We start from the raw sequence: 16,143 nt of genomic DNA on the forward strand, positions 1-16,143 counted from the left end.
CCCGTCAGGCCGTCTTGACGTTGAACCGGGCGAACCGGCCAACCTCGATCTTCTCGCCGAGCGAGGATCCCGCCTGCTCCAGCAGCGCGCGGATAGTGATCTTGCCGTCTCGGACCCAGGGCTGCTCAAGCAGGACGACCGCTTTCACGTAGCCGTTCAGCCGCCCCTCCACGATCTTCGGGAGCGCCTGCTCGGGCTTGCCCTCCTCGCGGGCCGCGGCCTCGTAGATCTTCTTCTCCTGCTCGAGAACCTCGTTCGGGATCTGCTCCGCGGTCACGTAGAGCGGATCCGCCGCCGCGACGTGCTGCGCGATGTCCCGCGCGAGCTGCTTGAACTGGTCGGTCTTCGCGACGAAGTCGGTTTCGCACTTCAGTTCCAGCAGGACACCGATGGTGGGGGGCAGCTGCGGGTCGGTCTTGTGCAGGTAGGACTCCACCAGGCCGTTGGAGGCGCTGCGCCCAGCCCGCTTGGCGACCTGCGCCAGGCCCTTCTCCCGCAGCCAGGACCTGGCCTTCTCGAAGTCGCCGTCGTTCTCGACGAGCGCTTTCTTGACGTCGCTCATCCCGGCGCCGGTGAGTTCCCGGAGCTTGCGAATGTCAGCGGCGGTGATTTCTGCCATGGTGCTCTTCTCGTTCCATCCGGCTGCTGGTGTTGGTGGGAGCCACCGGGGCCGCGGGCAGCGCGATCGTCACTTCTTCACGTTCACGCTGCCGGGCCCCGGTGTCCCCGTAGGGTCGCTACTGGATCTTGCGAGGATGTGCTGGCGGGTACCGCACGAAGGCCGGGCAGGCCAGCGTCCGGGACGGCTGGTCAGACCCGGGCGGTCGCGGCGCCCACCGCGGAGACCGTGTCGGAGTCGGGGTGGGCCGGCACGGCCGGCGCGGCCGGCGCCTGACCAGCCGGCTGCTGCGCCTCGGAGCCGGCCGTGGCCGGCGCGTCGGCGGAGGACACCTGCCCCCGCAGCAGCTCCTGCTCCCACTCGGTCAGTGGCTCCCCGCCGCTGGGCGTCTCCGGCTTGACGTCCGCCGACGTCGTCCCACCCGCACGGGCCACCAGCCCGTCCGCCACGGCGTCGGCCACCACCCGGGTGAGCAGGGTCGCGGAGCGGATGGCGTCGTCGTTGCCGGGGATCGGGTAGTCGACCTCGTCCGGGTCGCAGTTGGTGTCCAGGATCGCGACGACCGGGATGCCGAGCTTGCGGGCCTCCCCGACGGCGATGTGCTCCTTCTTCGTGTCGACGACCCAGACCGCGCTCGGCACCCGGGTCATGTCCCGGATACCGCCAAGGGTCCGCTCGAGCTTGGCCTTCTCCCGGGACAGCACGAGCTGTTCCTTCTTCGTCCGAACCTCGGTGCCGCCGGTCAGCTCGATCTCCTCGAGCTCCTTCAGCCGCTGGAGGCGCTTGTACACCGTGGAGAAGTTGGTGAGCATGCCACCGAGCCAACGCTCCTTGACGTAGGGCATGCCGACCCGCTGCGCCTGCTCCTCGATGGCTTCCTGAGCCTGCTTCTTCGTGCCGATGAACAGGACGGTGCCACCGTGCGCGACGGTCTCCTTGACGAAGTCGTAGGCACGGTCGATGTAGGACAGGGTCTGCTGCAGGTCAATGATGTAAATGCCGTTGCGCTCCGTGAAGATGAAACGCTTCATCTTCGGGTTCCAGCGCTTCGTCTGGTGTCCGAAATGCACACCGCTTTCGAGCAACTGCTTCATGGTGACGACGGCCACGGCTCGTCGCTCCCTTCTGCGCCGGGGGTACCGACGCACCTCGGTTACCGGCCCCGGCCAGCGACCGGGACCCCTGACGCCCTGCTGGCCCCTACCGCCGCGGATGGCAGCGGACCGAGGGAGCCTTCCAGCCGCACCGGGAGGGTGGGCGGAGAAGGGCGTGTGGATTCAGCTCGACCGTTCGAGCCGTGCCCCAATCCTACGCCCACCCGCGTGCCGCCCCCCAGCGGGTTGTCCACAGGCGGGTTGTCCACAGGCGGGTCGTCCACAGCGGGTACGGGCGACCCGGACGGGGGTTGTGCACGGACCGGCTCGCAATCGGCAGGTTGTCCACAGGAGCCCGTCCGGCCGTGACCGCCGGGCCCGCACCGGTCACCGTGGCAGCAGCGGGAACGTGCGCGGATCACCACGGACGCGCCCCGGCGCCCGGGCTCGGGCGTCACGGTCGCACCTGCCGTGCCGGCGACGGTCCGCCAGCCACCCGCCCGCCGCACGCTCACGGCCGTCGACGACACAGTCATGATCATTTTGATCATGATATCGCGGCGGCGGCCCGGAAATCCGGAGGCGCCATGATCCCGCCGTCCCGACACCGTCCGTTGCTTCTCCTGCTGCTGACGGCCGCGCTGCTCGCCCTGGTGGCCACCGGATGGCCGCATCCGCTGACCGGCTACGGCACCCGGGCGGCCGTCTCCCCCGTCTCCTCCGTACAGCCGGCGCCCACGCGGCCGGCCATCACGGCACCGGTATCCGAGGGGCCGGTATCCGAGGGGCCGGTACCGCTCGGGAGCGGCACCGGCATGAACCCGGTGTCACCGGGGCGTGCCGTCACAGCGCCATCAGGCCCGCTCTGGCGCGCCCCGCTGGACGGAACGCTCATCCTCGGCCGCGCCTTCAGCCCGCCGTCGTCGCCGTACGGCCCCGGCCACCGCGGCGTCGACCTGGTGGCCGCCCCGGGGACGCAGGTGCGGGCCGCCGGCCGAGGCGTCGTCACGTTCGCCGGAACGATCGCTGGACGCGGTGTGACGACCGTCAGCCACGGATCGTTGCGGACGACCTACGAGCCGGTGGAGCCGACCGTGGCGGCCGGCCGGACGGTGGCCGCGGGCGAACCGATCGGCCGGCTGGCCGCCGGGCATCCCGGCTGCCCCGCTGCCGCCTGCCTGCACTGGGGCCTGCTCGAGGGGAGCCGCTATCTCGACCCGCTCGGCCTGCTCCGGCGCCGTTCCCCGCGCCTGCTGCCCCTCGGATGAGACCGCTTGCTCCTCGTAGACTGTCGCCGCTAATGTGTGGGGTATAGGTGGCGGAGTTTGGTGCGGGCGTCATCGGTGGTGAAGTGCCAGTTGACTTGGCGCTGGTTGGCGTTGACGGCTGTCTGCCAGGCGTCGAGTTCGGTGTTCAGGACGTCGAGGGTGTCGATGCGGCGGTCGAGGCATTGGCGGGTCAGGGCGGCGAGTTCGATTTCGGCGATGTTGAGCCAGGAGCCGTGTTTGGGGGTGTGGTGGATCTCGAGTCGTTGCGCGAGTGCGAACGCGACGGCCGGGTCGAAGGCCTCGTAGAGCGAGGAGATGTCGTGGGTGTTGAGGTTGTCCATGACCAGCACGACCCGTTCGGCGTCGGGGTAGTCGAGGGTGAGCAGGCGCCTGACGTGGTGTGCCCAGTCGATCCTGGTGCGCCGTGGGGTGGCCTGGACGCGGCGCCAGCCGGCGAGTGGCTCGACCCAGCAGAAGATCGAGCAGGTTCCGTGGCGCACGTACTCGGAGTCCTCGCGCCGGTCACGCCCTGGCGTGGCGGGGATCGGGTCGCGGGCGTGGGCCAACAGCTGGTAGGGCTTCTCGTCCATGCACACCACGGGCACGCCCGGGTTGTGGGGCCGGGCGTAGACCGCCAGAACGTCTTCCATCCGCGCGGCGAACTGCGCGTTCGCCCTCGGTGGGATGGTCCAGCACTTCCTCAGATGAGGACGCAACCTCGTTTTTTTAAGACCCGGCCGATGGTGGAATGGTCCAGGTCCGGGATGTCGGCGACCAGCGCGACGTGCTTTTCCAACAGCCGCAGCGACCAGCGTGCATAACCAGCCGGTGGCTGCGAGCATGCCAGCGCGATCAGTCTGGCCTCAACCTCGCCGGTCACCGGGGAAGGCACCGGGGGAAGCTCCCGTGCCTTCCGACCGATCGTGGCCCCCACATCCCCACCGGTCTCGGTGAACCGCTTCGCGACCAGCCGCAGCGTCTCACCCGAGACCCCGACCCGGACCACGAGTTCTTCTTGGGAGGCAACCGGGCCGACCGAGGTGTCCAACGCGAGCAGGACCCGCGCCCGCCGGATCATCGACGCCGGATGAACCCCCGTCGAGGTCACCCGAACCAACTCGTCACGATCAGCCTCGGTCAAGGTGACCGGCCACTTCTTCTGCGAACCCACGACACAGTCCTGACCGGCAGAGGGACGGGGAGACCTGCCAGACCCAACCCTCTCACCCAGACACAAGACACACCAGAACTAAGCAGCGACAGTCTACTAGGGCTCCTCGGATGGGATCACCTGCCACCGTTGCCCGGCCGCTGGGCTCTCCCCGGCCGTCAGGCCCGCGGATGACTCTGCTCGAACGCGGCACGCAGCCGTTGCGGTGTGACATGGGTGTAGATCTGCGTCGTGGCCGGGCTGGCATGACCGAGGAACTCCTGTACCGACCGGAGATCCGCGCCGCCTGCCAGCAGATGCGTGGCCGCGGAGTGGCGGATGCCGTGCGGGCTGATCGGCCCGATCCCGTCTGCCGTGGCGGTCCGGGCGGCCAGGATGCGCCGGACCGTCCTGGGGTCGAGCCGGCGGCCCCGCACCCCCAGGAACAGCGCCCGCCCGCTGCCGGCCACGGCGAGCGTCGGACGACCGGCCGCGAGCCAGTTCCGCAGGGCCCGCTGGGCGGGCACGCCGAAGGGAACGGCACGTTCACGGCCGCCCTTGCCGCGGACCCGCACCAGCCGTCGCTCGTCGTCGACGTCGTCGATGTCGAGACCGCACAGTTCGCTGACCCGGGTGGCGGTGGCGTACAGCAGCTCGAGGACGGCGTCGTCACGGACGACGACCGCGCTCTGGCCGGCCGCGCTCTGGCCGGCCGCGGGCGGGTCACCACCGTCCGGGAGCGGCCGGGGGCGGGCCGCCAACAGCTCCCATGCCTGGGCGGCGGTCAGCACCGTCGGTAGTGACGCGGGCCGCCGGGGGCCTGCCAGCCGCTCGGCGACGTCGGCGGCCAGCCATCCCTGCCGGGCCGCGAACGCGCTGAAGCCGCGCGCCACCGAGGCCCGCCTGGCCAGCGTGGTGGCGGCGGCCCCACGGGCCCGCATCCCGGCAAGCCATCCGCGCAGCACCCCGAGATCGACACCGGTAGGCCCGTCGAGCCCGACCTCCTGGGCGTACCCGCGCAGATGGGCTAGATCGGCCCGGTAGGCGCGAACGGTTTCCGGAGATCGGTCACGTTCAGTCGCCAGATGACGAAGGTATGCCGAAACCGCGACGTCCCAGGAAACCTCGGCCTCCCGGCAGACCCCGGCAGCCCGGGAAACCCCCGTGTCCCCGCGGGCCCCCGTTTCCCTGCGGGCCGTCATGTCCCGCGGGGCGGTGTTCCGGGAAGCGCTGTCCCGCGGAACACGGTCCGGGCAGGCGCTGTCCCGCGGGGCGCTGTCTCGGGGTGCGGTGTCCCGGGACGCGCTGTCCAGCGGGGCGATGCTCTGGGAAGCGGTGGTATCCCCGGTAACCGGATCCCGGGAGTCAGCGACCGCACCGCCCATCCACCGCACGGTGTCCTTCGATCAGCTTCGTGTCAACACCGACCGGCCGGCCCACGACGCCCCGGCACACCAGCCTCAGCCGGCTGTACCGGTCGCACCGGCCTCGTCAGCCGCGCCGGCCCTGCCGGCCGCGGACGGCGCTCGGCCCAGTGCTGTCAGGCGGTATCCGTCGCCGCGCAGCTCGACCAGGCCCTCGACGACCAGCGGGCCCATCAGCGCCTGCACCGTTTCGGGCCGTTCCCCCAGCCGTTGTGCCAGCACCGCCGCTCCCACCGAACTGCGGGCCGGCATCACGTCCAGCATGCGACGGACCAGCTCGGGCAGACCGTCGCGACTGCCGGTGTCCGCCGGTGGGTACTCGGCGAGCTCGCCGATGCCGCCGATCTCCTCACAGACCTCGGCGGCATCGGTGACCAGGACGGTCTGTTCGCGGTGGGTCCGCAGCAGGCGGTGGCATCCGACGCTGGCGGCACTCGTGACCGGCCCCGGCACGGCCATCACCACCCGCCCGAGACGGCGGGCGTGCCGGACGGTGTTCAGCGCGCCGCTGCGGTGGCCCGCCTCGACGAGAACCGTGCCCCTGGCCAGCCCGGCGATGATCCTGTTGCGGGTCAGGAAACGCCCCCGGTACGGCGGGCTTCCGGGCGCCGCTTCGCTGACGACCAGCCCGTTGTCACGGATCCGTGCCAGCAGTTCGGTGTGGGCCCGGGGATACGCAATGTCGACCCCGCCGGCCAGGACCGCGATCGTGGGGCCGGCGGCCGCCAGCGCCCCGTGATGGGCCGCCGCGTCGATACCGAATGCCGCGCCGGAAACGATCGTCCAGCCCCGGTCCGCGAGCCCGGCGGCGAGGTCGGCCGCGATGGTGGTCCCATAGGCGGTCGCCGCCCGGGAGCCCACCACCGCCACCGCCCGTTCGCACAACCGGCTCAGGTCCCCCTCCCCACGGGCCCACAGCCCGAACGGCTCCCCCGCCTCCGGCTCCGGGCCGTCGGACAGCCGGCCGAGGGCGATCAGCACGGACGGCCACTCCGGGTCCCCCGGGCAGATGAACCGCCCATCGAGGGCCGCAAGCAGGCCCAGGTCGTGTTCCGGGTCGACGTCGGGATAACGGCCGCGCAGGTCGGCCCAGACGGCCACGGCGCCGCGCCGGGCCACCTCGACGCCGACCGCCGACCGGTCCGAGTTGACCGCGCGGGACAGTGCCGCCCTGGCCAGCCGCTCGCTGTCGGTGGCCGTCACTGCTGCCTCCCGGGCAGCCGCAGGTCCAGCGCCATCCCGATCTGGGTCGGCCCCGGGGCGGGCAGGCCGGCCAGGTCCGCGAGCGTCCAGGCCACCCGCAGGACACGGTCCAGACCACGCGCGGTGAGCTGCCCGGACTCGAAGGCGAGATCGGCTGGACGGGTCACCTTCGCCGGCAGTGCCCACGTCCGCCGCAGGGCGGCACCGGGGATCTCCGCGTTGGTGCGCCACGGCGTACCGGCCAGCCGGGAGGCCGTGGCCGCTCGCGCCGCTTCGACCCGCCCCGCCGCGACCGCCGAGGTGTCGGCGTACCTGGCGTCCGCACGCAGTTCGGCCCGGCTGGGCGCGGCGAGTTCGACCTGCAGGTCCACCCGGTCGAGCAGCGGACCTGACAGCCGGGAGAGGTAGCGCCGGCGTACCAGGCTCGGGCACTCGCACGCCCTGGCCATGGCGGCGCCCGCCCGGGCGCACGGGCACGGGTTCGCCGCGAGCACCAGCAGGAAACGAGCGGGAAACCGCGCGCTCACCCGGGCCCGCGCCAGTTCGATCACCCCGCTTTCCAGCGGTTGGCGCAGCGCGTCGAGGGTGGGGCGGGAGAACTCCGGCGCCTCATCGAGGAACAGCACACCCCGGTGCGCCTGGCTGGCCAGGCCCGGGCGCAGCACGGTCGAGCCCGCTCCGACGAGCGCGGCCGGCGTGGCCGAATGATGCGGGTTGCGGTACGGCGGACGGAGCACCAGCGGGCAGTCCTCGGGCAGCAGCCCGGCCACCGAGTGCACCGCGGTCACCTCGAGGGCGGCCTCGGTGTCGAGCGCGGGCAGCAGGCCCGGCAGCCGCTCGGCCAGCATGGTCTTGCCACTGCCCGGTGGTCCCTGCATGAACAGGTGGTGGCCGCCGGCGGCCGCCACCTCGATGGCGAGCCGGCCGCGCGGCTGGCCCGCCACGTCGGCGAGATCGCCGACACCGGCAGCCGCGGAACGCGCCGTGTCGGTGGCGGCCGCCGCCGCCGGCGGATCCGGCTCGTACTCCCCGCGCAGCAGCCGGACCAGGCAGTCGAGATCCTTCACCGGTTCGACGACGGCCCCCGGGACGAGCGCGGCCTCCGGGCCGTTCGCCTCGGGCACGACGACACGTTCGATGCCGGCGTCGAGCGCCGCGATCGTCGCCGGCAGCACCCCGCGGACCGGCCGCAGCCTGCCGTCGAGCGCCAGTTCCCCGAGCAGCACCCGGGAGCGCAGCGCCGCCGGGGGGACGGTGGCCGCCGCTCCGAGGATCGCGGCGGCCATCGCCACGTCGAACCCACTGCCGGACTTCGGCAGGGTCGCCGGGAAGAGCCCGACCGTGATCCGCTGGCTCGGCCACTGCTGGCCGGAGTTGACGATCGCGGCCCGGATGCGGTCCCGGGCCTCGTGCAGGGAGGTGTCCGGCAGCCCGACAAGGGTGATGTCCGGCAGCCCGTTCGCGAGATCCGCCTCGACCTCGACGAGATGCCCGTGCACCCCCACGACCGCGACGCTGAACGCCCGCGCCAGCGCCATCAGAACGCCCCGCGCAGATGCTCCACCCGCGGCGGGTTGTTACGGGTGCGGTACACCTCGACCACGTCGAAGCGCAGCGGCATCAGCGCGTGCTCGTGGTCACGCAGCCAGACGAGCGCCACCCGGCGGATACGAGCGGCCTTTGCCGGCACCACGGCCTGCGCCGGTGTGCCGTAGCGGTCCCCGGAGCGGGTCTTGACCTCGCAGAACACCAGACACGAGCCGTCCCGGGCAACAATGTCGATCTCACCGGCCGCGCATCGCCAGTTACGGTCGAGGATCTCCATCCCGCACCGCGACAGATGCCGGGCGGCGGTGTCCTCCCCGAACCGCCCGAGTACGTCCTTGACCCGCATCGCGCGCTCCCGTCCACGGGCGACGGACGCGCCCGTGGAGATCAGGATGACTGGCGAAAACGGACAGAACGAGATCAGCTGCCGATCTGTGGACAAAACGGGCCTGCGTCATTCGCCCGTCCACAGGTTAGAGCTCGGCTTTGGTCAGCTCCTCGACGTTGATGTCCTTGAACGTGACCACTCGAACGTTCTTCACGAACCTCGCCGGCCGGAACATGTCCCAGACCCAGGCATCACGCAGGGTGAGTTCAAAGAAGATCTCACCGGCGCTGTTGCGGGCCTCGATCTGGTAGTCGTTCGCGAGATAGAAGCGACGCTCCGTCTCGATCACATAGGAGAAGAGACCGACGACGTCCCGGTACTCACGGTAGAGCTGGAGCTCCATCTCGGTCTCGTACTTCTCGAGGTCTTCGGCGCTCATGCGCTCTCCGTCGCGCTGGGTAGCCCGGTCCGTGTCACGGCGTCCTCCAGCCGCGCCAGTCGTTCACGTTGAGCTTGTGCCACATTGACATACGACATCCGATGCTGTTCGCACGGCCCGTACGCGGACAGTGCCGCGGCGTGCCCGGCCGTTACATACCCCTTGTGCTGGGCGAAATCGTACTCGGGATGCCTGTGGTGGAGATCTTTCATGATCCGGTCCCGGGTCACCTTGGCCACCACCGACGCGGCCGCCACACAGGCGACGACCTGGTCACCCTTGAGCACGGCGGTGGAGGCGACCCCCAGCCCCGGCACCGCGAACCCGTCGGTGAGGACGTACCCCGGCCGCCGGCCCAGGCGTGCCACAGCCCGGCGCATCCCGGCGATGTTCGCCACGTGCACACCGCACGCGTCGATCTCGGATGACTGGATCACGACGGTCGCCCACGCCTGGGCGACAGACAGTATCTCGTCGAACACCTGTTCACGTAACCGCGGCGACAACCGCTTGGAGTCCGCGAGATCGACGAGGCGGCGCGACCCGTTCGCGGGGAGGACGACAGCGGCCACCACGAGCGGCCCCGCGCACGCGCCACGGCCGGCCTCGTCGACGCCGGCCACGGGCGCGAACCCCCGGCGCCGCAGGAGACGCTCACAGCCCCACAGCCCGCTCTCACCTCGGACCGCCGCGCCGGTCGGCGCGAACGGCGGGAGGGGCCGCAGCCGGACGCCCTCGGCGGGCCGCCGGGCGCCACCGCGACCGGCGGCCGTCGCGGTGGGCTGACGGGCCGTCGCCGTTGTCGTCACCTGCGTTCCTCCCGAGCCGTTTCACCGGTCGCGTCGGCAGGGTACCGGGCGAGGCTCGCCTGCGCCGCGCCGTGGTGGCGACGCCCACCATCGCCGCTCCCGCCAGCCCGGCGCCGGCAAGCGGCGCGGCGCCCGCCGCCTGCGCACCCGCGGCGGCGAAGATGTTCGGCGGGCTCAGGATCGCCATCCGGCTCAGGGGCCAGACCCGCACGAAGGCCCGGCCGACGACCTTGCTCTGCGGGATGGTGCCGTTCACCCGGGAGTCCGAGGACTCACCGCGGTGGTCACCCATGACCCACAGCTCGCCGGGTGGCACCTTCACCGGCTCGAACTCACGGCCCCCGCCGAGCGGGCTGTTCTCGTACACGTACGGTTCGTCCAGCGGCTGGCCGTTGACCGTCACCCGTCCCTGGGCGTCACAACACGCGACGGTGTCACCGCCCACACCGATGACACGCTTGATGAAGTCCTTGTCACTGGGCGCGCCGAGGCCGAGCATCCCCTGCACCGACCGCAGCGCCCGGGAGAAGACGTTGCCCGGCGGAGTGACCAGGACCTCGGCCCGCTCGAAACCGGTCCCGTCCCCGTTGAACACCACGATCTCGCCACGGTGGACGTCCCGGAAACGGTAGACGAGCTTGTTGACCAGCACCCGGTCGTTGACCAGCAGGGTGCGCTCCATCGACACGGTCGGTATCCAGAACGCCTGGACGAGGAACGCCTTGATGAGCAGGGCGAGCAGGAAGGCGATCAGGACCAGCAACGGCAGCTCACGGGCGAACGAGCCGCGGCCACCGCGGCCGCCGCGGCCCGGGCGCTGGCGGGTGGGCAGGCCGTCCGTGGCATCCACCCCGGCCCGCTGGGGCTCCGGGAACTCCTGACCGGTCAGGTTCTCACCGATGACGTTCTCCCCGGTAGCGTCGCCTACGGCCTCGGTCTGACGGCCGGCCGGCCGGCCGTCGTCGGGGACAGCGGCCGGGTGCCCCTGATTCCGGCCAGGCACGCCGACCGGACCCGGCTGCGGCCGGGTGGTAGCCGATGTGGACCCGGCCGCTTCGTCGTCGGCCGGTAGGGGGGAGCCGATCCGCTCTCCGGGCGTGTCGACCGCGTCGTCCTCGCGGCCGCCCGTGGAGCCGGCGGGCGGAGGCCCACCCCAGCGCATCGGACGACTGTGCTCGGCTCCACTCACCGCGCCACCTCATGGGTTCGCCGACTCGGGCTGGAATGTGCTGTCCGGGGAACCCGGTTGAAAACGATCGCTGACCACCCTACGCGCCTGGCCGGCTCCAACGACGCCACGGCGGACGCGTGTCCGATGTTCGGGTCGCCACACGCACCGGTTGCGATCATGCCGCAACGGCTGCACCACAGCCGGTCGTGTCAGCCATCCTCAGTTCCAGTGTCAGCTCTGGCCCGCCAAACCGCCACGGCCGGCCGGGCACGGCCTACGCCGGCCGGCGCTTCTCCTTGATCTTCGCCGCCTTGCCACGCAGATCACGCAGGTAGTAGAGCTTCGCGCGGCGAACGTCCCCGCGGGTGACAATTTCGATCTTGGATATCACCGGGCTGTGGACGGGGAAGGTCCGCTCCACGCCGACACCGAAGCTGACCTTACGGACCGTGAAGGTCTCGCGCACGCCGCCGCCCTGCCGCCGGATCACGGCGCCCTGGAAGACCTGGATGCGCTGGCGGTTGCCCTCGACGACACGAACATGAACCTTCAGGGTGTCGCCCGGCCAGAACGTCGGGACGTCGGTCCTCAGTGACGCGGCGTCGAGGCTGTCCAGGGTTTGCATGGCAGTCGCTTTCTCGCGGTGATGACGGGACGGGTCGGGCCTGGTCCGGCCGGCGGAGGTGAGCCACTGTAACGGAGCACCTACTAGCGGACCACACACCAGCGGTCTGCGCACCAGCGGGCCGTGCTGGCAGTTGTGCTGGCAGTTGTGCTGGCATTGGCCCCTGATGGCATCCGCTCGGTGCCCGCTCACGCCGAGTGATGTCACCCGGTGCGGCGGACGGCCGGAAACCGTATCCTACTGTGCCACACGCGCGTTCGAGCCGGCCCCACCCGAGCCATCGTCCGCCGCCGCCTGGTCCTGGCGGGCGAGCAGGTCCGGACGGCGTTGCGCGGTCCGCCGCAGGGCTTCGGCCCGCCGCCACCGGCCGATGGCGGCGTGGTCGCCGGAGCGCAGCACGGCCGGGACCTCACGGTCACCCCACACCGCCGGCCGGGTGTACACCGGGGCCTCCAGCAGGCCGTCGGTGAAGGAGTCGTCCGTCACGGACTCGGCGTTGCCGACCACGCCGGGCAGCAGCCGGGTGACCGCCTCCAGGATGACCAGGGTGGCGACCTCTCCCCCGGCGAGAACGTAGTCCCCGATGGAGATCTCGTCGTCGGCCCACTCGTCGATGACACGCGCGTCGATGCCCTCGTAACGGCCGCAGCAGAACACCAGCCATGGCACGTCGGCGAGATCGGCGGCGTACGCCTGCGTGAAGGGCCGTCCGACCGGGGTCGGGACGACGATCCGGGGCCGCCGGCCGTCCGCCGCGCCCAGCGCGCGGATCTCGGTCAGCGCAGCCCACCACGGCTGCGGACGCATGACCATGCCCGGCCCACCGCCGTAGGGGGCGTCGTCGACACTGCGATGCACGTCGTCGGCCCACTGCCGCAGGTCGTGCAGGTGGACGTCGAGGATGCCGCGCGCGCGGGCCCTACCGACCAGGGACAGCTCCAGCGGGCTGAGATAGTCGGGGAAGATCGTAACTATGTCGACGCGCACAACCGCTCCGCTGCTCCAGGTCCGCCGCGCTACTCCAGGTCGAACAGGCCCGGTGGCGGGTCGACGACGATCCGGCCGACCGGCACCTCGACCGTCGGCACGATCTCACGCACGAACGGGACGAGCACCTCACGGCCGCCGACGTGCTCGACGGCGAGCAGTTCCCCGGCGGGCGTGTGGACGACGTCGACGACCGTGCCCACGTCGGCATCATCAACCGTGACCACCCGCAGTCCGACGAGGTCGCGGTCCCACCACAGGTTGCCGGCATCCTCGTCGCCGTCGTCCGCGGCCTGGCCCGCCTGACCGGCGGCGATGGTGAGAACGCGACCGCGCAGGGCCTCGGCGGCGTCGCGGTCGCCGACGCCCTCGAAGCGCACCAGCAGGCGGCCGGCGTGCCAACGCGCCACAGCCACCATCAGCGGCGTGGCCGTGGGCGGCTCGCCACACAGGTGCGTCCCGGGCGCGAACCTGCGCTCGGGAACGTCCGTACGGACGTCGATCGTCACCTCGCCCCGGATGCCGTGGGGACGGCCGATCCGGCCGACCACGACCGGCTCGTCCGCCGCCGGGTCGGCGGCAGGACCGTCTCCGTCACGCGCTGCCGCGGACCGCGGCCGGCTGGTGGCGCTTTCGCCGTGTGTTCCGACAGTCATCTGCAGACGGCCCTACCGGTCGACGTCGATCACATCGACCCGCAGGCCCCGGCCACCCACCCCGGCCATGACCGTCCGTAGCGCGCGGGCTGTCCGCCCGCCGCGCCCGATGACCTTGCCGAGATCGTCCGGATGTACCCGGACCTGGAGGGTGCGACCCCGCCGGCCCGACTGCAGGTTCACGTGCACATCGTCCGGGTGGTCGACGATGCCCCGAACAAGATGCTCGAGGGCGGCTTCCAGCACTTACTGCCCCTCCGGAGCCTGCGACTCGGCCGCCGCCGGCTCGGTCTTCCCAGCGGCGGGCGCGTCCTCCGTCGCCTTCTTGCCCTTCTTCGGCGTGGTGGCGGGCTTGTCCGTGAGACCGGCCGCGGCCTTGGCCGCAGCCTGGAACACCTCGCGCTTGTCGGCCTTGGGGGCGGCGACCTTCACCGGTGGTGGGGCGGGAAGACCCTTGAACTTCTGCCAGTCACCGGTGACCTTGAGGATCGCGAGTACCGGTTCGGTCGGCTGGGCACCGACACCGAGCCAGTATCCGGCGCGCTCACCGTCGACCTTGATGATGCTCGGGTCGGACTTCGGGTGATACTGCCCGATCGTCTCGATGACCCGTCCGTCCCGCTTGGTACGGGCGTCCGCGACGACGATCCGGTAGTGCGGCTCGCGCATCTTGCCGAGGCGCTGAAGTTTGATCTTGGTTGCCACGATTGTCGAACTGCTCCAGACGTACGTCAGTAGTCACCGGACACCACAGGTGCGGATGCGGAGTACCGGTAGCTGGGTTTGCCGGACGCCACTCGCGGCGCCGATGGTGAACGGGACCAGGGCGGAAACCCCGGACCGCCATCCCAGTTTGCCAGATCGCCCGACGCGGGGTGTGCCCGGGCGCCGGTGGCGCCGCCAGCGCCATCAGCGCCGCCGGCCATGCCCCTGCCCGGGCGGCGGGAAAGCGCCACCGGGCAGACCCTCGCCGCGCATCAGGGCCGACAGGTCGGGCAGCTCGCCCTCGCCGAGCCCGGGCGCCTGCCCGGCGGGCCCGCCGGGCAGCCCACCGGCCCGCCGCGCCTCGGCCGCGGCCCGCTGCGCCTGCGTCTGCGCGGCGCGGGCGGCGGGGTTGCCCTTGCGCTTCGCGCCCTTGGCCTTCTTGGCGGCCTTGCGGCCCGCGGCCGACTTCGCGCGCAGCGCCCCACCGGGCCCACCGAGGCCGCCGGCCATCTGCTTCATGACCTTGCGCGCCTCCTCGAACCGGTCGAGGAGCTGGTTGACCTCGGTGACTGTCACCCCGGAGCCGCGGGCGACCCGCGCCTTGCGGGAGGCCTGCAGGATGCGCGGATCGTCACGCTCAGCGGGCGTCATCGACCGGATGATCGCCACCACTCGATCGACGTCCCGGTCGTCGATCTGGGCGAGCTGATCCTTCATCTGCCCCATGCCGGGCAGCATCCCGAGCAGGTTGGCGATCGGCCCCATCTTGCGGACGGTGAGCATCTGCTCGAGGAAGTCGGAGAGGGTGAACTCGGAGGCGGCCATCTTCGCCGCCAGCTGTTCGGCCTGCTCGGCCTCGAATGCCTTCTCGGCCTGCTCGATGAGGGTGAGGACATCGCCCATCCCGAGGATGCGCGAGGCCATCCGCTCGGGGTGGAAGACGTCGAAGTCGTCCAGCGCCTCACCGGTGGAGGCGAACATGATCGGACGGCCGGTCAGGTGCGCGACCGACAGCGCGGCACCGCCACGGGCGTCACCGTCGAGCTTGGTGAGCACCACCCCGGTGAAGCCCACCCCGTCGGCGAACGCCTGCGCGGTGGTGACGGCATCCTGGCCGATCATGGCGTCGACGACGAACAGGATCTCGTCCGGGGACGTCACGTCCCGGATGTCGGCGGCCTGGCGCATCATGTCGGCGTCCACGCCGAGCCGGCCCGCGGTGTCGACGACGACCACGTCGTGCAGGCGGCGGCGGGCATGCTCCACGGCGGCGCGGGCGACCGCGACCGGGTCGCCCACGCCGTTGCCGGGCTCGGGCGCGTACACGTCCACACCGGCCTGGCCGGCGACGACCTGAAGCTGCGTGACGGCGTTCGGGCGCTGCAGGTCGGCGGCGACGAGCAGGGGGGTGTGACCCTGCTCCTTCAGCCACCGGCCGAGCTTGCCGGCCAGCGTCGTCTTGCCCGTCCCCTGCAGGCCCGCCAGCAGGATGACGGTGGGTGGCGTCCGGGCGAACCGCAGGGTGGTCGTCCCGCCGCCCAGGATCGTGACCAGCTCCTGGTTGACGATCTTTATGACCTGCTGGGCGGGGTTCAGCGAGGTCGAGACCTCCTCGCCCCTGGCCCGCTCCCGAACGGCGCCGACGAAGGCCCGGACCACCGGCAGAGCGACGTCGGCCTCCAGCAACGCCACCCGGATCTCCCGGGCGGTCGCACTGATGTCGGCCTCGGACAGCCGCCCCTTGCCACGCAGTGACGAGAAGGCCTTGTCGAGACGGCTGGACAGGGTGTCGAACACGCGCACACTCCGGGATCGCTGGCGGACCGCAACTCTCAGGGTACGCACCCACCGGCCCGGACCGGAGCCGGACCGCTCGGCAACGCCCCGCCCGACGGAACCACAAAGATCACCAAGCCCCGGCGAGGCGCACCCACACGACGATCACAGGCGGACCCGCCGTGATCTCCGCCCTCCACACCGAGGATGGTGGGGACACCTCGCCGGACGTCGTCCATCCCGGCCGTCGCCACCGACCGGGAGTGAAATCCTCACCCCGGCACTGTAGGTCGCGGCATGCGGGTACGGAAGAAGCTTCGGCGCCGGACCCAGTGGCCACA

General features: G+C 71.6%; 18 protein-coding genes. 1 reads left to right on the top strand and 17 read right to left on the bottom strand.

Annotated features, from left to right (window positions below):
* Positions 1–4: 4 nt before the first annotated feature.
* Positions 5–619 (bottom strand): translation elongation factor Ts, encoded by a 615-nt coding sequence (gene tsf / locus FSYMDG_RS18045; protein WP_013874821.1) that lies wholly within the window; start codon positions 617–619, stop codon positions 5–7.
* A gap of 191 nt (positions 620–810) precedes the next feature.
* On the bottom strand, positions 811–1,728 hold the full coding sequence (gene rpsB / locus FSYMDG_RS18050; protein WP_013874822.1) for a 30S ribosomal protein S2: 918 nt from the start codon (positions 1,726–1,728) through the stop codon (positions 811–813).
* 575 nt (positions 1,729–2,303) lie between these two features.
* Here rpsB and FSYMDG_RS18055 point away from each other — a divergent pair.
* Positions 2,304–2,981: a murein hydrolase activator EnvC family protein gene (locus tag FSYMDG_RS18055; protein WP_431307096.1), complete on the top strand. Its 678-nt coding sequence runs from the start codon at positions 2,304–2,306 to the stop codon at positions 2,979–2,981.
* Between the two features lie 29 nt (positions 2,982–3,010).
* Here FSYMDG_RS18055 and FSYMDG_RS28785 read toward each other — a convergent pair whose 3' ends face one another.
* The 15 genes from FSYMDG_RS28785 to ffh form a co-directional block, all read right to left on the bottom strand.
* The gene (locus FSYMDG_RS28785) at positions 3,011–3,697 is read right to left on the bottom strand and encodes an IS630 family transposase (RefSeq protein ID WP_237702726.1); all 687 of its coding nucleotides are present in this window, start codon (positions 3,695–3,697) and stop codon (positions 3,011–3,013) included.
* Entirely contained in the window at positions 3,682–4,152 is a 471-nt protein-coding gene (locus FSYMDG_RS28790) for a helix-turn-helix domain-containing protein (protein ID WP_043602714.1), read from the bottom strand. The genes FSYMDG_RS28785 and FSYMDG_RS28790 overlap by 16 nt, the downstream gene beginning before the upstream one ends.
* A gap of 158 nt (positions 4,153–4,310) precedes the next feature.
* On the bottom strand, positions 4,311–5,525 hold the full coding sequence (locus tag FSYMDG_RS18070) for a tyrosine recombinase XerC (protein WP_013874824.1): 1,215 nt from the start codon (positions 5,523–5,525) through the stop codon (positions 4,311–4,313).
* A 66-nt stretch (positions 5,526–5,591) separates the two neighbouring features.
* Positions 5,592–6,758 carry a DNA-processing protein DprA gene (dprA, locus tag FSYMDG_RS18075; RefSeq protein WP_013874825.1) on the bottom strand — a complete coding sequence of 389 codons (1,167 nt, stop codon included), beginning with the start codon at positions 6,756–6,758 and terminating at the stop codon, positions 5,592–5,594.
* Entirely contained in the window at positions 6,755–8,296 is a 1,542-nt protein-coding gene (locus FSYMDG_RS18080; RefSeq protein ID WP_013874826.1) for a YifB family Mg chelatase-like AAA ATPase, read from the bottom strand. The genes dprA and FSYMDG_RS18080 overlap by 4 nt, the downstream gene beginning before the upstream one ends.
* On the bottom strand, positions 8,296–8,652 hold the full coding sequence (locus FSYMDG_RS18085) for a YraN family protein (protein WP_013874827.1): 357 nt from the start codon (positions 8,650–8,652) through the stop codon (positions 8,296–8,298). Before FSYMDG_RS18085 ends, FSYMDG_RS18080 begins: the two co-directional genes overlap by 1 nt.
* A gap of 127 nt (positions 8,653–8,779) precedes the next feature.
* Positions 8,780–9,073 carry a DUF2469 domain-containing protein gene (locus FSYMDG_RS18090; protein WP_013874828.1) on the bottom strand — a complete coding sequence of 98 codons (294 nt, stop codon included), beginning with the start codon at positions 9,071–9,073 and terminating at the stop codon, positions 8,780–8,782.
* Positions 9,070–9,798: a ribonuclease HII gene (locus tag FSYMDG_RS18095; RefSeq protein WP_013874829.1), complete on the bottom strand. Its 729-nt coding sequence runs from the start codon at positions 9,796–9,798 to the stop codon at positions 9,070–9,072. Before FSYMDG_RS18095 ends, FSYMDG_RS18090 begins: the two co-directional genes overlap by 4 nt.
* Positions 9,749–11,071 carry a signal peptidase I gene (gene lepB, locus FSYMDG_RS24830; protein ID WP_013874830.1) on the bottom strand — a complete coding sequence of 441 codons (1,323 nt, stop codon included), beginning with the start codon at positions 11,069–11,071 and terminating at the stop codon, positions 9,749–9,751. The genes FSYMDG_RS18095 and lepB overlap by 50 nt, the downstream gene beginning before the upstream one ends.
* A 256-nt stretch (positions 11,072–11,327) precedes the next feature.
* Positions 11,328–11,678 (bottom strand): 50S ribosomal protein L19, encoded by a 351-nt coding sequence (gene rplS / locus FSYMDG_RS18105; protein WP_013874831.1) that lies wholly within the window; start codon positions 11,676–11,678, stop codon positions 11,328–11,330.
* A gap of 237 nt (positions 11,679–11,915) precedes the next feature.
* The gene (gene trmD / locus FSYMDG_RS18110) at positions 11,916–12,665 is read right to left on the bottom strand and encodes a tRNA (guanosine(37)-N1)-methyltransferase TrmD (protein WP_013874832.1); all 750 of its coding nucleotides are present in this window, start codon (positions 12,663–12,665) and stop codon (positions 11,916–11,918) included.
* Between the two features lie 29 nt (positions 12,666–12,694).
* Entirely contained in the window at positions 12,695–13,321 is a 627-nt protein-coding gene (rimM, locus tag FSYMDG_RS18115) for a ribosome maturation factor RimM (RefSeq protein WP_013874833.1), read from the bottom strand.
* Positions 13,322–13,333: 12 nt separating this feature from the next.
* Complete coding sequence (locus FSYMDG_RS18120) at positions 13,334–13,567, bottom strand: RNA-binding protein (RefSeq protein WP_013874834.1); 234 nt, start codon at positions 13,565–13,567, stop codon at positions 13,334–13,336.
* Positions 13,568–14,026 carry a 30S ribosomal protein S16 gene (rpsP, locus tag FSYMDG_RS18125; protein ID WP_013874835.1) on the bottom strand — a complete coding sequence of 153 codons (459 nt, stop codon included), beginning with the start codon at positions 14,024–14,026 and terminating at the stop codon, positions 13,568–13,570. It abuts the gene before it with no gap.
* A 204-nt stretch (positions 14,027–14,230) separates the two neighbouring features.
* Positions 14,231–15,823: a signal recognition particle protein gene (ffh, locus tag FSYMDG_RS18130; RefSeq protein WP_013874836.1), complete on the bottom strand. Its 1,593-nt coding sequence runs from the start codon at positions 15,821–15,823 to the stop codon at positions 14,231–14,233.
* Positions 15,824–16,143 lie beyond the last annotated feature (320 nt).

It is taken from the genome of Candidatus Protofrankia datiscae (assembly GCF_000177615.2).
GTDB lineage: Bacteria > Actinomycetota > Actinomycetes > Frankiales > Frankiaceae > Protofrankia > Protofrankia coriariae.

Coding starts and splice junctions, on each gene's coding strand:
- rimM (WP_013874833.1), bottom strand. CDS start 13,321: ATGACTGTCGGAACACACGGCGAAAGCGCCACCAGCCGGCCGCGGTCC.
- FSYMDG_RS18085 (WP_013874827.1), bottom strand. CDS start 8,652: ATGCGGGTCAAGGACGTACTCGGGCGGTTCGGGGAGGACACCGCCGCC.
- rplS (WP_013874831.1), bottom strand. CDS start 11,678: ATGCAAACCCTGGACAGCCTCGACGCCGCGTCACTGAGGACCGACGTC.
- FSYMDG_RS18080 (WP_013874826.1), bottom strand. CDS start 8,296: ATGGCGCTGGCGCGGGCGTTCAGCGTCGCGGTCGTGGGGGTGCACGGG.
- FSYMDG_RS18090 (WP_013874828.1), bottom strand. CDS start 9,073: ATGAGCGCCGAAGACCTCGAGAAGTACGAGACCGAGATGGAGCTCCAG.
- tsf (WP_013874821.1), bottom strand. CDS start 619: ATGGCAGAAATCACCGCCGCTGACATTCGCAAGCTCCGGGAACTCACC.